The organism is Clostridium sp. MSJ-8 (assembly GCF_018918325.1).
Classification (GTDB): Bacteria; Bacillota; Clostridia; order Clostridiales; family Clostridiaceae; genus Clostridium.
On sequence record NZ_JAHLQH010000048.1, the window covers coordinates 1 to 16,554 of the forward strand.

Below are 16,554 nucleotides of genomic sequence, written 5' to 3' on the forward strand. Positions count from 1 at the left end.
TATCGCTGTTTCATGCGAAACTACGATCTTATGCGGTATTAATCTCCCTTTCGAGAGGCTATTCCCCACTATGAGGTAGGTTGCCCACGTGTTACTCACCCGTCCGCCGCTAATCCACTCCCGAAGGAGCTTCATCGCTCGACTTGCATGTGTTAGGCACGCCGCCAGCGTTCGTCCTGAGCCAGGATCAAACTCTCAATAAAAAGTTCAATCTAATTTAGCTCTAAAACTTACTCATAAAGAATTGCTGGTTCTTAATTTATTATTCTGTTCAATTTTCAAAGACCAATTTTCTTCGTCGCCCTCAAGCGACTTCTCAATCTTATCACCCAAACAAACATCTGTCAACAACTTTTTTAAAAAACTTTTCTGTTTCGTTTTATTTCGTTATTGCTTGTCTGCCTCAGCGACGTGTCTTATCTTACCACCATAGAATAAAATTTGATTATAATAGATAGGTTATTTTCGTAAAATATTATCACATTTTCTATCTTATTCTTCATTTTTCGCCTTTTTTTATTATATTGACACTCTAGGATAAGTTGGCTAAGAATTTAGAATTAAAAATCGAGAATCAAATTGTCAATTCTCAATTTTTAATTATCCCCAAAACTATGCTATACTATACTATAATGATTAAGGTTAGCTCCCATTACCTAAAGGTATTGGATTTCTGCCATTACAAACGAAAGGATTTATTTATGAAAGAAATATTAAAAAATAATTGGAAATATGTATTAAATGATGAATTTGAAAAAGACTACTACAAAAATCTTAGAAGTTTTCTAGTAACTGAATACAAAACAAGAGTAATATATCCTAATATGTATGATATATTTAACGCTTTGCACTACACAGATTATGATGATGTAAAAGTTGTTATATTAGGTCAAGACCCTTATCATGGACCTAATCAAGCTCATGGATTAAGCTTTTCTGTTAAACCAGGTGTAAAAGCACCACCTTCATTAATGAATATATACAAGGAATTACATACAGACTTAGGTTGTTATATTCCTAATAATGGATACCTTAAAAAATGGGCAGATCAAGGAGTACTATTACTTAATACAGTTTTAACTGTTAGACAAGGAGAAGCTAACTCTCACAAGAATAAAGGATGGGAGCATTTCACAGATGCTGTTATAAAGGCCATTAATAACCGAGAGAAGCCAGTAGTATTTATTTTATGGGGTAATAATGCTATAAGTAAAAAGAAACTTATAACTAATCCAATACATAAAATAATTCAATCTGTACATCCTAGCCCTTTATCTGCAAATAGAGGATTCTTTGGTAGTAAACCATTCTCCCAAACAAATGATTTCTTAAAATCAATTGGTCAAGAACCTATTGATTGGCAAATTGAAAATATTTAAAAAAACAAAAAAGACCTTGAGCAATAGGTCTTTCTTGTTAATTATGATTTTAATATTGATATGAGGATTAACAATTAGTTTTATAAAAACTTACATTGTTATACACTAATTATAAAATATTTTGTCTAAGAATGAATTACACAAAGATTACCTAAAGGTTACAAAATTGTTTCCTTTTAAGGTTGTACATTCTAGACATCAAAAAATCTCCAAGGCCCATTTATGAAGCCGTCGATTTTTTAGCCACTATGACAGGTTCTAAAACTTGTTTTTAGTTTCTGTCATGGCACTACTTTTTTCTTTTTTACTCTTTATGTTTAAGATAATTATCCACAACTACAAATAAAATATAATTTCTTATAAGAGTAAAAAAAATGCATTAGCTTTATTCAAGTTAATGCATTATGGTGGCTTGAACTGGAATCGAACCAGTGACACGAGGATTTTCAGTCCTCTGCTCTACCGACTGAGCTATCAAGCCAGACAAACCTAGCAACGTCCTACTCTCCCACACAGTCTCCCATGCAGTACCATCGGCGCTATAGAGCTTAACTGTCCTGTTCGGAATGGGAAGGAGTGTTTCCTCTATGCCATCATCACTAGATGTTCCGTGTCGGAACTACATAAGCTATTATACTGAGCTATTTAAACTTTGTCAACATATTTTTTTAATTTTTTTCTTTTATTATTGATTGTATGTCTTTTGCTGCTGCATCTATAGTAAAAATCATGTTTTCATCTACTTTTAATGTGCATTTATCTTCCTTTTCTTTAATAATATCTAAACTAAGTCCAGATTTTTTTATCTCTTTATACTTTGCAGGAGCAATATTAACATTGAAATAATTATCTTTAATCCCTGTTAATTTGATTGAATTAATATCTCCATTTTGTATTATATTCAATACAATAATATTATTACCAGCCTTAATTCCTTCACTCTGAGGAACTGATTCTACCTCTACCTCTCCCATAACAGTAAGCCATCCGCCACTTAATCTAGTTCTAGTTAATAAGCTAACATTAAAATGCTTATTAACTTCTTCTAATAAATTACCTAATTCAAATAAACTTAATTCATAATCCATAAAAAATTCTCCTATTAAAATCAATTATTAATTTAAATATATTACTTATCTCCCATAACTTTTATATATACTCTTCTGGTTCTAGGCCCATCAAATTCACAAAAATATATTCCTTGCCATGTTCCAAGCTTCATCTTACCATCTTCCACTATTATATTACATGATGATCCCATAATTGATGCCTTCATATGTGCATGTGAATTACCTTCCATATGCTTATATTCTCTTCTCTCTGGAACAAGATTATCAAGAGTCCATAACAAATCCCTAACTACATCAGGATCTGCATCTTCATTAATAGTAACACCTGCTGTTGTATGTGGTACAAATACAGTTATTATTCCATTCTTAATCCCAGACTTCTCTAAAGCTTCTTCCACATAATAACCTATATCTATGAATTCATCTCTCTTAGTTGTTCTTATTGTAAACTCCATTATTATCGCTCCCTTACATAGTATCATTCTCTATTCGTGAACTCATATTCTTCACCAATAATTATACATCTAGAATCTACTCCATGTCCTATATCTCTTGTCTTAATAATAGGTAAATTCTTATCTGCAACTATATCCATAACTAATTCTTCTATAGTAGGTTGTAAGCCTCTAGACTCCATATTAGTAAATGTTCCTAATACGATACCCTCTACCTCCTCAAAAGCTCCTAAAAGCTTCAATTGAGTTAATAAAGCACTCATAAGTCCTACATCTCCACCTAAGCTCTCTAGCATTAATATCTTGCCCTTAAACGATGGCATATATTCAGTCCCCGCTAATTTCAAAAAGCATCTAATATTACCACCTATAACTACACCTTTCATTGATTTTCCTTGCAAGAATTTATAATCAAAGTTAAATAAATCTTTTCCATTATTAATCATTGACTCTGTAAATACTTTAACTTGTTCATCTCTATTATCATATATAAGATTTCTAACTTGATACAAATATCCTTTATTACCTGTCTTTGCATATATGCCATTAATTATAGTAGTAAGGTCACTATAACCAAAGAATGGCTTAGGATTATTAGATATAATATCATAATCTAAATAAGGTAAAACTCCATTTGCAACATCCCCACCAGAAATATCAAATATAGCTCTTATAGCTTCATCCATATAAAAGTTCATAAGAGCTTCTCCACGCTCTTTAGCTGAAGCATTAAATACTGATTCTTTAGCATATATATAATTGCTAAATGCTAGATTCAAGCCAATGTCTTGTAATGTTCTACTTAAGAATTCTATATCTTTCTCTGCTTCTCTCTTGAGCCCGTTAGAACATGCAACAAGAGCTACTTTATCATTAATTTTAAGCATTTGTATCACCTCTTTAAATTTTTCAGTTCTACATTATACAATAAAAACTATAATACAATACCCCTCAAGAATATTACTTCTTAAGGGGTATTTCAACACTTTTATTAAATAATACTATATACTATTTTAATAAAGATTTTACTTCTGCTAATGTTACAAATGGTGTTTTTAATGTTCCATCTTCTTTAAATGTAAGTTTATCTTGGAATGCTTGTGCTTTTGCAGACTTTTCTATATTATTTAACTTTGAAAAATCTTCATCAAGTAACTTATCTAATGCAGTAACAATTTCATCTGGAGTTGTATTCAATTTAATTGCATTTATACCAGTTAACGCTTCAGCAAGAGCATCTTTTGCAGCAGTAACTTTTTCTTCAACATTACTTACGGCAGCATATTTTTCATTTGACTCATCTGCTCTCTTACTTAAAACATATGATGCTACAAAATCTCTATCAACACTCTTTACTTTTAAGTAATCATCAACTTCGTCAACATTTGCTAATGCATCTAAAGCTACTTTAACTTCACTTGATGTCTTAGCTTCATTTATAGCCTTAACTTGTGCATCTACTACTACCTTATGATTTATAACCTTTAATGCTGCATCAATTGTAGCTGCATCAGTTTTAATTGTTGCTGATCCACCAGTAACATCTGTTAAGTAAGCATCTTTATTGTTTTCTACAATATTCTTAAGTTCTAGAACTTTTAATGCTTCTATTAACTTATCTGCATCTTTAGCTGATGTTATAGCAGTTACATTTGATTTATCAACTTGTTTTTGAACATCATCTTTAGTTTTGATTCCTGCAGACTCAGTTACAAAACTTGATGCATCAGCTACATATTGGTCTATATTACTTTTTGCAACTTGTTTTATTCCTAAATTATTTAATGCTTTTATTAAAGCATTCTTTTGAGCTTCAGTTGGAGAGCCAGAAGCATCAACAATTGCTTGTGCTGAAGTATTAACAGCTTTTACTAAAGCAGTTGATTCGGCTTCATTAACTGTATCTATTATGCCATCAATTTCACTTACTTCATCCTTGGCTGTAGAAATTGTTTGTGAAAGTTTAGCTATATATGCTTTACCATTAGCATCTACATACTTATTCATATCTATTTTATCGCCATCGTCTTTAGTCAACTCAGCAAGAGCTGTTAACTTATTCTTTAAAGTTGTAGGTGTTGTTGCTCCTACTACATCTGCTACTGCTAATTGAATATCAATTAATTTTGGATAATTCTTTAATGTTGAATCTTTAATTTTACCATCCTTATCAACTGATGCCCATTTCTCAATTAACTCTTTTGAAGATGTTAATTTATCTTTATCTATTCCGTCTTTTACTACTACTTTATTTAATATTGCATCATTTGCTGTATTTATTACTTCTTGTACTTCAGCAATTGTAGATTCATTTCCTATAAATTTATCTTTATATCCATCTGTTGCCACAGTAATCCAATCAGGGTTTACTTTTACAAATGCTTCATTTTGTAAAGCAGTAAGAAGTGCTACTTCATTATCAGCATTTACAGCATCTGTTACTGCTTTAACTATAGCCTTTTCTTCTTCAGCACTAATTGAACTAGCATTTACATCATCAACTAACTTTTGAACATCCTCAACTGTTAATTCATCAACAGATTTAGTAATTTCACCTTTAGCCTCATAATATTTCTTCATATTATCTATATTTACATTTTCAATTCCTAAATCTACAAGTGCATTCTTTAATTCAATTTGATCTTTTGCTTCTAAGAATGCTGATAATTTATTATATACATCAAGATCATATTCAACACCATTTACAGTCCATACACCCTTTAAATCAGCTTTATCAACCGACTTAACAAATTCAAAATCAGCAGTTTCATCTCCAGCAGCAATATCTAGAGGCTTAACTTCTACAATTTCTCCAACACTATTTTTAACTTCTACAATTTGTCCTAAAATATCTTCTGTAGGAGCTGTTATAGCTACAGTTAAATAATCTTCATTTATTCCTTTTACAGATTCAACTTTTAATTCAGTAACTTCTGGTTGATCTGGATCTTCTCCAGTAATTGCTTCAATCTTTGCTGTTTGTTCTGCTTTAACAGTAGCATCATTAACTGCCTCTACAGCTGTTTTAGCTGCTTCTATATCTTCTGCAGTTTTAGTAGCTTCAGCTTTTGCTACTGCATTAATAGCTGCTACTTCTAATTTCTTTTCTTCATCAGTCTTAACTATTTGAATTTTGATTCCTTCTAGTCTTAAACCTTCTCCTTCAGTTCCTATGATATCTGTTTTATCTAAGTCACTACCATTTTCAATAGTTACAGCTTTCATCCATCCTTTATTTTGTACGTGTACGCTAACTTTAAGAGCATATCCTGGCATACCATTTAAAGTTAATCTTAAAGCTTCTAGTCTTAAACCTTCTCCTTTAGTTCCTGCCATCTTTGCATCATCTACTGGTGTTCCAGCTTCAGTAGTTACTGCATCCATCCATCCTTTATTTTGTGAATGTGCTTTGTATGTAATTGATGCTCCTTTTGGAAGATTAGCTCCTGAAATTTTGATAGCTTCTAATCTTAGGCCTTTTCCTTCAGTTCCAGCCATTGTTACATCTTCTAAATCAGCTTCATCACCTACTGTTTTTACAGCTTTTTGCCATCCTATGTTTTGTACATGTGTTGAATAATCTACTTCATATGTAGATGCAGGTGCTTTTGTTACTACAGTTGGTTCTTGTGTATCTTCAACTGGTGCTGTTGTATCAGCAAATGCCATTGTTGAAGGCACCATTGTTGTTGCCATAGCAACAGCGATTAATAAGCTTAATGATTTCTTTTTCATAATTCATTGCCCCTTTACATTATTTATTTATTTAATCAATTGCAATAATTGATATAGTCTACTTTTAGAATCTTAATTTGTATCCTACGAAATTTATTATATCTGATATATGTTTCTATAAAATGTACTACATGTAAACAAATTAATAACAAATTCTTTTCTTTTCTACAAATTCTTGTATTTATAAATAACCTATATTAGCTAATCTGACAATTTGTTTAGAATCGTAAACATTTTATTTATACATATCTTTTTTATCTTTCATAAATATACAAAAAAGATATTAAGTAAACTTCTATTTACTTAATACCTTTTCGTTTTTTGTAGACATTACTTTAGTCCATTTTTTAGTTTTTTTCACATGTTTACTTTATGTTTACATTTATCATATTAATAACTGTAATATTAGTATCCCATACTTCTTTAGAACACAACGATATAATATAATCTTTATCAAATTTGCATTGATTTAGCCTTAATTCTTTATTTTCCTCTATATAGAACTCATTATTTATATCTTCATTTATACTAAAACTATCTAGCTGCTTAGATAAGCCTTTCCCTATCCATTTTATATAACTTTCTTTAAGAGTCCACATCTTATAAAAGTATTCATCAACCTCTTCTGATGCCTTACTTCTTATAAGTTTATATTCTCTAGAATGAAAATAATGTTCTGCCACTTCTACAGGTGCTTTCTCAATTTTCTCTATATCTACTCCAACCTCTTCATCAGATATAGCACATATAACCCAGTCTTCTGAATGAGATATATTAAAAAACAAATTATTATATCCTTCTATATATGGTTTTCCATACTTATTTAATGTAAACTTAATATCTGAGTTGGCTATTCCTAGTTGTTTTATTATCTCGAATCTAACTAAGATATCTCCATATAGACTTCTAAGATAATCTTCTCTAAACCTATACCTATTTATCTTATCTAACTTTTCCTTAGAAATAAGTTTTAAGAATTCCTCTATCTTATTATCTTCTATATCTTGATTTATATTAGCAGCTAATAATTTTATCATATCTTCACCTTTGCATAATTATATTTAAGTATCAATTCTCTTAAGCTCTACTAATGCTTTATTTCTATATACTAGATCTTCACGCACTGTAAAGCCTCTATTTTCCCAGAATTCATTACCTATTTTGTTTCTACGAAAAGCAACTAATGCGACCTTGTTTATTCCTTCTTCTTTAAGTGCATTCATAGTATTCTCAACTAATATTGTACCTATACCCTGACCTCTGTAATCATCATTTACAGCTGTATGATATATGTAACCTCTTCTTCCATCGTGTCCTGACAAAATAACACCTATTACCTTCTGTTTATCTATCGCTACAAAACAAGTATTAGGATTTCTCTTCAGAAGTTTACCTATTCCTTCTCTTGAATCATCTATATCATTTAATCCCATACCTTTTGTGTTAATCCACAGATTATACACTCCTTCATAATCATCAATTGTCATCTTTCTAATAGTAATATCATTTTTCATTGTTAATCTTTCCTTTCTTATTATGATATTAACCTACATATACATATATAATGATGACCATCATTTTTAAACTCCACTATTTTATTATAACACATTTTATTTTTTACTTAATTTATGCAATAATAAAAACATAATATATAATGGAGATGATTTTTATGAGTACTGAAATAGAACAATTAACTCAAATACTTAGAGATAGTAATAATATAGTATTCTTTGGTGGTGCAGGTGTTTCTACTGAGATACGAATATAAACCCACTATTAAAGTATAAAATATTATATTAGATTTTATTTCAAACTCAATATAGTTATTATTTCTCTCTAAACATAATCCAAGGTGAACAGATACAACATAACTTTAAAATAAACCACCATACATATAGTGAATATACTGATTTAAATTCTTCATCATCTATTATTCCATGTGCAACTTCATTTCTAATGTTAATTCCAAACTTTGATGTAAAAATACTTTTTAAATTAAAAATTAAATTATCATCTAACGTTTCATTTAATTTTGGTAAATCTAAGATACCATTAAGTGTAATTAATTCTTCAACACCATCCTCATTACTTTTATATATTACATCTCCACATTCTTCTGCTAAGCATCTTAAAGCATTTTCAACTTGTGGCACTAAAATACTTAATGCAGTTATAAGATCAAATTCAAATCCAGCTAAAAGCCCTTTTACAAATGACTTCTTTCTATCACCTGGAACAAAAAAATTATCTTCTACTATCTTTTCTAATAATTCTTCATCTACTTTAAAATTCTTATGAATATATAGTAGTATTGGATTTACATAAACTTGAGTATATAAGCTAGCATAATTTAAATATTCTGCTTCTGTATTAGCTGATATTGCTTCTTCTTTACATTGGGCAGAAATTGATGGTAACTTATACTTAATCTTTCCTCTTTTATCTAAAACTACTGTTGGAAATAATAGTGCTGTTAAAGAATTTTCTGATCTTTCTAGAACTGCCTTTTTAGCTTCTTCTTTGCTTACAAATGGTAATTGGGTTACATAAAATGTAAACACATCTCTTAAGTCTTTTCCCTCTAATGACTTAATTATTTTATTTACTTCCTCAGAAGTATCCTTACTATAACTAAATTTCTGCATATATTGTAACGTTTCTTTTTGATATGGTTCCATTTCTTTTACGATTTCTCTTCTTTCATCCTCTGTATCAGGTATTGTTTTTAATATCTTTATTACCTTCATATAGTTATTTACCTTTAAACGTAAATTACCATTTCTAATAATACGAAGTAAATATTCAACTTTTTTTCTTCTAATATTTACAATATCTATATTAGTACTTTTTTGATTTTTTCTAGCTTTATATTTTTGACATAAAATATCCTCAATTAAATCATAATAGCCTTCAACAATATGAGGATTCTCTTCATCCTCAAATACCTCTATTTTTTCATTAGCTAACTTTATCAAAAAATCAGTATTATTAGTTTTCTCCTTCACAAACATCTCTAACAAAATTAAAGATTTAGCTGTTTTATCGTTCATATTACTGTGAATATAGTTATCAACAATTTCTTTTATTTCTCTAAGTTTCTCTTCCCTTTTACCAGTTGTCACATATATATCAAATATCCTCAATATATAATGAAATTTATCATCTGAATTTACTTCAACTTTATTAATTAGTTTTATAAAAATTCTATATGCTTCTTGTGCTCCTTCATAATTTTTATAATTAACCCATAAAGAATCATAGATTTTAGCTTTTAATTCATTATCCTCTATTAAAGTAACTATGGACTCTATATCAGACTTTTCAGCTATTCGGTTGTTTAAAAAACTATATGGATTTTCATTATATGAATAATTAAAAAATTTATCATCTATGTCTATTAGATAACAGATTAACTTTTTTTCGTCCTCACTATATATATCCTTTTCTATCTCTATCCCTAACTTATCTTTTCTTACTTCTGAATCATTTAAAATAGGCTTAATATTATTTACTAATAAATCACTAATCATACAATTCTCCCCTTTCATAAACATATTTAATTATACATTTATTCTTGAATAGTAGCTAAAGAATTCATTGTAAAAATAAAGTTATTATCATTTTATCCTCATCAAAAGTTATCTTTTCAACAACCTCTTGAAGTAATAACTTCTTCTGCTTAATATCAGCTGTTCCATAAACATAACTAAAATTTTTATACTGTTCAATCAACTCCTTATCAATAGAGATTACCTTATTAGCTTCACTATATTCCTTTTCTAATAGCCTAAGCTTTCCCTCTAAAGCTTCTATCTCACCTTTTGTCTTAGTTATTATACCTACTAATATATCTTTATCCATGGAGCTCTCTCCTGAAAAATATCATCTCCCCATCACCATATCTATGCCATAATAATTATTCAAATAATGCATTAGTTCTATTAGTATACTTAGTTCTATCTTTGAACTTGTACTCTTATCTATAAGCTCCTATGCCTTATAAAAAGTATTGTCATCTAAAATTCTTAGTTCTTCTATATACTCTTGAAACTTTAAAATTTCTTTATTAAATTTACGCTTTTTATCCGTTAAATCTGTAGAAACCTTTTATAATACAGTTAGAATACACAGTCATGGTGAATATTTATCACCTAATTAATATGACGATAACTATTACTTAGAAAATAATAAAAGGTTAGCTAGATTGTAAACATATAGAAATCACTTTTTTGACCTATTTTAATTTGTATTTTTTATTAACATAGCACCAGATTCATCAAGCTTAGATGTTAATACTATTCATAACTTCTCAGCAATTGTTTCTTGGCTAGGAAATGAACAACCTTTTTCCTTATTGTACAGACTCATTAGATATGCATATATTCTAAACTCATAGGTATTTATAGCTTTATCTGTAATTAATTCATGAGATAGTTTTAAAATTGTATCTTTACTTCCATTGGTTGTTCACTCCTTTCATCCTAAGTTTTATCATACAAAAGTGTACCACCCTTGCAATACATATTTTCTCTTCTTTTAAAAAATTGTCATTAGTGGTACACTTATGATATAATTCAAATAAATAAATTCCTTAGTTCAAGAGTTGTTTTTATAGCAATATCTGAAGGGGAAAAAAGAGTTCAAGTGACTTTTGATTTAGAAGATTTAGAATTATCCAAACTATTTCTAAGAAGAATATGCATACAGTTAGTGACACTATTGCTATTTTAATTGAGAAACATTTAAAAACAAAATACGAATAACTAAAGAAAAAAGATGTTAAATAAATAGCATCTTTTTCTTACCTTTAGACATATTAATTTCTAATGACCTATTAGTCTAATATTTAAAGCTAAGTATAGATATCGCTAAATATAGATATTGGTCATTTGATGACTTTTTTTAAAAGTTTATTTCGCGACCTTTTATTGAATTATAATATTATTATGAATTAAAAACGGAGATGATTTTATGAGTAATGAAATAGAAAAGTTAACTGAAATATTAAGAAATAGCAATAATATAGTTTTCTTTGGTGGTGCTGGCTGTAGTTGTGAAAGTGGTATTCCCGACTTTAGAAGTGCAAATGGTTTATGGAATGAAAAACTTAAAATAAATTTAACTCCAGAACAACTAGTATCTCATACTTTTTTTATGAGATATCCAGAAGAATTTTTTAGATTTTATAAGGATAAATTAATATATCCCGAAGCTAAACCTAATGCAGCTCATATAGCTTTAGCTAAGCTTGAAAAGATGGGTAAACTTAAAGCTATTGTCACTCAAAATATTGATGGATTACATCAAGCTGCTGGTTCTAAAAATGTATATGAACTTCATGGATCAGTTCTTAGAAATTACTGCATGAAATGTGGTGCTTTTTATGATGAAAAATTTATTTTAGAATCAAAAGGAGTTCCTACCTGCCCTAAATGTGGTGGAAAGGTAAAACCAGATGTGGTTCTTTATGAGGAAGGATTAGATAATGATGTGATTACTGGAGCTGTTAGGGCTATATCACAAGCTGATACTTTAATTATAGGTGGAACTTCTCTTGTAGTTTATCCTGCTGCTGGACTTATTGATTATTTTAGAGGTAAGAATCTTGTTTTAATTAATAAGAGTTCAACTTCTGCTGATAATAAAGCTGATTTAGTTATTCATGAGGCTATTGGAAAAGTTTTAGATGAATGTATAAAAAATGTTATTTAAAGGAGATATGAATAATCTCCTTTAATCATTTTGAATATAAAAAGTATTATTAATTGTTCCAAACTTAGAATATAATTCTCTAAAAAATACAGATGGATTTTTATCAGCCCACCATCCCTCACCTTTTTTATTAATAGCCCATCTCTTTCTTGAATTTAAAAGATAACATTTACTTTTTGCTCTACTTATACATACAAAACATATTCTTCTTTCTTCTTCCATTATTGTTTTTCTAGTTCTTTCATCTATTTTAGGATTATATGCAGCATATTTAGGAAAATTACCATCTTCTAATCCAACTAAAATTACTACTTCAAACTCAAGCCCTTTTGAACTATGTCTTGTAGAAATGACAACTTGATTTAACGGATATCCTTCTTTTGAGAAGTCTTCAACAGATGAATTTTTCAAAGTTCCTTCTAACGATTCTTTAATCAACTTCTCAAAGTTTTTAAGTTCATCTTTATCATTATTATTTTGTAAATGCTTCTTTATTTCTAACTTACTATCTAAAAATTCTATCCAATCCTTAAAGCTATTTTTATATAAGTTACCTTTACCTAAAATATCATATAATTTCTTTCTATAGTATATATCACTATCTCTTTCTTCGAGATACTCTATAAAATTAACTCTCCAATAATCATATAAATCACCAAATAAATTATTAAAATTATCTACTGTCCATTTTGCCATTTCCTCAATCCATACAACCAAATCAGTTCTTTCATATTTATGTTTCGAAATATAGTAACAAATTCCACATGAATCCAATACCTTACCTAAATTCTCAGCATCATCATTACTTGAAACTAACACAGCTATCTCATGTTCTTTTATACCTTCTCCTAAACATTTAGGAATTATACTTTTACCAATAATATCATATTGATCTTTTAACCCCAAATTACAAGTATAAAAAAAGTATTCAGCATCATTTTTAAAATTACCTTTAGCCACATAATTTCTATTTTTATTTAAAACCAATGCAGAACCTTCAATGATACTTTTTTTACTACGATAATTATTTATTAACTTTATCGATTCAACTTCTTGTAATTCATACAATTCATTTAAATAATCAGGTCTAGCACCTTGAAAGCTATATATTGATTGATCGCTATCACCTACTACAAAAAACTTAATATTAGTATTTTTCATTAAACATAAAATCATTTCTTGAATAGGACGTCCCAAATCTTGATATTCATCTACTAATATCCATGGAAATTTAGCTTCTAAACATTTTCTAACGTAATCTTCTTTTTGAACTAAATCCATAGCATATTTAACTAGCATAACATAATCTACTTTTTTATTTTTTAACAAGTACTCTTCATACATATCAGCAATTAATTTTACATCTTTGTTTATATCATTTTTAACTTTTGAAATACCATTCACATCTAACGATCTCAAAGAATCTGTAAGTGTAGATATATTTTTCCCATTTATCCAATCTAGATTTAATTCATTATTATCTTCAACATCTTTTTTTATATTCAATAATGCTTTTATTTTTTCGTCATTAGATATTAAACTAATCGGAAATGGTATTTTATCACTAAATATCTCTCCAAATGGAAGTATTATTTCTTTTAGTGAAAATGAATGAACAGTTCCTAAAAACACATTATTATTTACATTAGTAATTTTACTTAATCTTTCTGTAAATTCTTTTGCAGCTTCTTTTGTAAATGTCATACAAGCTAATCCTCTAGAAGCAGATATATAATTATCTAATAGTCTTTTCATTTTTAAAGTTAACACTGTTGTTTTTCCACTTCCAGGGCCAGCCAAAACCACAGTTGACTTATTACTTAGATAAGCCTTTTTTTGATATTCATCATTCAGAATTTGATTCAACTTTTCTTCATAATAACTCATTAACTTTCTTTTACCTCCCGAACTATATATTCTATAGCCTGTTTTATATATTTAGGAACAAATTCTTCTGTGCATTTAAGTGATAAACTTTGTGAAAATCTTCCCTTCCCAATGTCCTTAGCTTCTATTCTCTTTAAGCACTCGAAATAATCACCACTATCCAATGCCGTATTAAATCGTTTTTTTCTAGTTTCACTTTCACCTACTAATGCTCCATATACTTTTTTTAAAATATTTTTTGCATCATCATATTCTTTAATAGAAAACATTATTTCTACTTCTAAAGTATATTTACTTATAAACACACCTAACTTATTAAATTCTGTGTCTTGCTTGTTCCATTCTAATTCAACTACTGTTGAGTCTATACTTCCGAGCGAAAACAACTGTCTTCCAATAACTTCATTTCCTAAGTATCCGAAATTTCTCTTATCATTCTCAGTATATAATAAATGATATTCTCTCTCTATTACTTCTTCTTTTTCTTGAGTCTTTTTAGTAACAATATTTTCATAATAAAAATCTCCATCAGTAATTACTGTAAATGGTATTGTTAGCTTTTCACATAAACTCATAAATGGTTTAAAATTAGTTGAATTAATATTACAAACTACAATCCCATATTGTTCTAATGGATATCCCAGAGTTTCTGCAAACCTAGGTATCAAATATTCTTCAGCTATCCCCTCAACAAATATTACTCCTTTTCCAAAATAAATTTCACTTTTCTTAATATCAATATATCGTTGAATATCTAATTTTTCAGAATCATTTAAATTAATTTTATAAGCACTATTTGCCTGAGTATAACTATTCTTATACTTTCTTAATGCTAAAATAAAATCTAAAGGTGTTATAGCTGTAATATGTGTAGAGTGCGTTGTCAAAATTACTGAACTATTACTATTTTGAATTACTTCTTTGAATACTAACCTTTGATTAATAGGATGTAAATGTGCTTCTGGCTCTTCTATTGCAAGTATAGTAAATGAATCTGCCGTACTCTTATTTAAACTCATAAAATTATATAATTCCTCATGTTTAGTTTCTTCTATATCTTTCTTTAATATATAATTTCCATTAGGTGATTCCTCATAAAGTAAATCTAAAATATCTGAATTTTGCTCTTCCTTTAACTTTTCCATTTCATCTTTTTTTAATAGTGTCGGAATCGTTGTATCTTCTAGCTGTGATAATATTAATGAAATATATAATATATTATTTATTCCTAAGCTATTGTCATTTATACCTCTAGAACCCTTTAATAGTTTCATTGAATATAATAGCTTATCCGCCTTTAATTCCAAGGTATTTAATTTAAGATTAGACTTATCACTTTCACCCATGATACTAGAAAATGTATTATTAATCTTGTCAGTTACATCAACAATCTCATCTACACTTAATATCTCTTTACTAGCTTCATGCATTCTATCTACAATTCCTTGAACTTTATCAAAATCAATATCGTATTCTTTTAACATTTTATTTATTGGAGATTTTGATGTATTCTTCAACTCTTTTTCTACATCTCTTAAAGCACCAATAACCTTAATATTTAGTATTTCCCTATCTTTATATGTAAATAACTTTTTTTCATCAATTCCCTTAAAAATAATATATTCATACTTATTATTTTTACTTGATGGTCTAAATTTATATGTTATTTTCAACTTAAGCTTTCCATCATCATCTTTAACTGTAGCTCCACTAATTTGACTTAAAATACTTTTATTATGCTCATAATTATCAATTTCTACACTAATATAAATCTCTTCTCCATTCTTAAAAGGTTCATTAATTTCTTCATAAAAATCAGATTCCTTCAACATTCTATCTTGATCTGATAAAGTTGGATCTAATATTAGTTGTAATGCATATATATAATTAGTTTTTCCTACACTATTTTCTCCAATAATTACTTGCTTATGATTCAAATTAATATCTACTGATTTAAAATTTCTAAAATTCTTTATTTCTACCCTTGATATATACGGACTCTTAATCATATCATTCTCCCCCCACTTCGTAATATAAATACAATTATACCATATTAATACATTTTACTTATTCTGTAGGGTTTACCTCCCTATCCCCACTAAATCAAATATTCCAGACTTCAGAAGCTCTAATGGTCTATGGAATGAAAAACTTAAAGCAAATTAATTTTTATATTTATTTTTCATATTCATACAAATGAGGATATTTCATAATAGAAATATCCCAATCTGTGGATAACTTTTTAAATTTTTTCTAAAAAAGCCGATAGCAAAGCTAGGTAACTGAAATTACCTTTTTTTGATATTTATTTTTATG

The 16,554-nt window shown here is 28.4% G+C and carries 13 protein-coding genes, 1 tRNA gene, 2 rRNA genes and 1 pseudogene; 3 read left to right on the top strand and 14 right to left on the bottom strand.

What is annotated here, in order from left to right:
- Window positions 1–203: ribosomal RNA gene (locus KQI77_RS10700) — 16S ribosomal RNA — on the bottom strand; the annotation flags it as partial.
- 498 nt (window positions 204–701) lie between these two features.
- Here KQI77_RS10700 and KQI77_RS10705 point away from each other — a divergent pair.
- Window positions 702–1,379: a uracil-DNA glycosylase gene (locus KQI77_RS10705; RefSeq protein WP_216390424.1), complete on the top strand. Its 678-nt coding sequence runs from the start codon at window positions 702–704 to the stop codon at window positions 1,377–1,379.
- Between the two features lie 405 nt (window positions 1,380–1,784).
- Here the strand turns inward: KQI77_RS10705 and KQI77_RS10710 are convergent.
- The 8 genes from KQI77_RS10710 to KQI77_RS10745 all read right to left on the bottom strand — a co-directional run bounded on the left by KQI77_RS10710 (window position 1,785) and on the right by KQI77_RS10745 (window position 8,141).
- A tRNA-Phe gene (locus tag KQI77_RS10710) sits at window positions 1,785–1,860 on the bottom strand.
- A gap of 6 nt (window positions 1,861–1,866) precedes the next feature.
- A 5S ribosomal RNA gene (rrf, locus tag KQI77_RS10715) occupies window positions 1,867–1,983 on the bottom strand.
- A gap of 64 nt (window positions 1,984–2,047) precedes the next feature.
- Window positions 2,048–2,467, bottom strand: coding sequence for a UDP-N-acetylglucosamine pyrophosphorylase (locus KQI77_RS10720; protein WP_216390425.1), 420 nt, complete (start codon window positions 2,465–2,467; stop codon window positions 2,048–2,050).
- Window positions 2,468–2,508: 41 nt separating this feature from the next.
- Entirely contained in the window at window positions 2,509–2,904 is a 396-nt protein-coding gene (locus KQI77_RS10725) for a secondary thiamine-phosphate synthase enzyme YjbQ (RefSeq protein WP_216390426.1), read from the bottom strand.
- 23 nt (window positions 2,905–2,927) lie between these two features.
- Window positions 2,928–3,791: a S66 peptidase family protein gene (locus KQI77_RS10730; protein ID WP_253289437.1), complete on the bottom strand. Its 864-nt coding sequence runs from the start codon at window positions 3,789–3,791 to the stop codon at window positions 2,928–2,930.
- Between the two features lie 121 nt (window positions 3,792–3,912).
- Window positions 3,913–6,639: a hypothetical protein gene (locus KQI77_RS10735; protein WP_216390427.1), complete on the bottom strand. Its 2,727-nt coding sequence runs from the start codon at window positions 6,637–6,639 to the stop codon at window positions 3,913–3,915.
- Window positions 6,640–7,004: 365 nt separating this feature from the next.
- Window positions 7,005–7,676: a 4'-phosphopantetheinyl transferase superfamily protein gene (locus tag KQI77_RS10740; RefSeq protein WP_216390428.1), complete on the bottom strand. Its 672-nt coding sequence runs from the start codon at window positions 7,674–7,676 to the stop codon at window positions 7,005–7,007.
- Window positions 7,677–7,700: 24 nt separating this feature from the next.
- A complete protein-coding gene (locus tag KQI77_RS10745) occupies window positions 7,701–8,141 on the bottom strand; it encodes a GNAT family N-acetyltransferase (RefSeq protein WP_216390435.1) in 441 nt (146 codons plus the stop codon).
- A gap of 167 nt (window positions 8,142–8,308) precedes the next feature.
- Here KQI77_RS10745 and KQI77_RS10750 point away from each other — a divergent pair.
- Window positions 8,309–8,395, top strand: a pseudogene (locus KQI77_RS10750) (NAD-dependent protein deacylase); the annotation flags it as partial.
- Window positions 8,396–8,465: 70 nt separating this feature from the next.
- Here the strand turns inward: KQI77_RS10750 and KQI77_RS10755 are convergent.
- From KQI77_RS10755 to KQI77_RS13300, 3 genes are all read right to left on the bottom strand, one after another.
- Entirely contained in the window at window positions 8,466–10,169 is a 1,704-nt protein-coding gene (locus KQI77_RS10755) for a DUF4209 domain-containing protein (protein WP_216390429.1), read from the bottom strand.
- Window positions 10,170–10,233: 64 nt separating this feature from the next.
- Window positions 10,234–10,500: a hypothetical protein gene (locus KQI77_RS10760; RefSeq protein ID WP_216390430.1), complete on the bottom strand. Its 267-nt coding sequence runs from the start codon at window positions 10,498–10,500 to the stop codon at window positions 10,234–10,236.
- A 438-nt stretch (window positions 10,501–10,938) separates the two neighbouring features.
- Window positions 10,939–11,082, bottom strand: a complete 144-nt coding sequence (locus KQI77_RS13300) for a helix-turn-helix domain-containing protein (RefSeq protein ID WP_216390436.1) — start codon at window positions 11,080–11,082, stop codon at window positions 10,939–10,941.
- A 528-nt stretch (window positions 11,083–11,610) separates the two neighbouring features.
- On the opposite strand from KQI77_RS13300, the gene KQI77_RS10770 reads away from it, so the two are divergent.
- Window positions 11,611–12,351 (top strand): NAD-dependent protein deacylase, encoded by a 741-nt coding sequence (locus tag KQI77_RS10770; RefSeq protein ID WP_216390431.1) that lies wholly within the window; start codon window positions 11,611–11,613, stop codon window positions 12,349–12,351.
- A gap of 21 nt (window positions 12,352–12,372) precedes the next feature.
- Here the strand turns inward: KQI77_RS10770 and KQI77_RS10775 are convergent, their stop codons facing one another.
- The gene (locus tag KQI77_RS10775) at window positions 12,373–14,238 is read right to left on the bottom strand and encodes an ATP-dependent helicase (RefSeq protein WP_216390432.1); all 1,866 of its coding nucleotides are present in this window, start codon (window positions 14,236–14,238) and stop codon (window positions 12,373–12,375) included.
- The gene (locus tag KQI77_RS10780; RefSeq protein WP_216390433.1) at window positions 14,238–16,247 is read right to left on the bottom strand and encodes an AAA family ATPase; all 2,010 of its coding nucleotides are present in this window, start codon (window positions 16,245–16,247) and stop codon (window positions 14,238–14,240) included. The genes KQI77_RS10775 and KQI77_RS10780 overlap by 1 nt, the downstream gene beginning before the upstream one ends.
- Window positions 16,248–16,554: the final 307 nt, after the last annotated feature.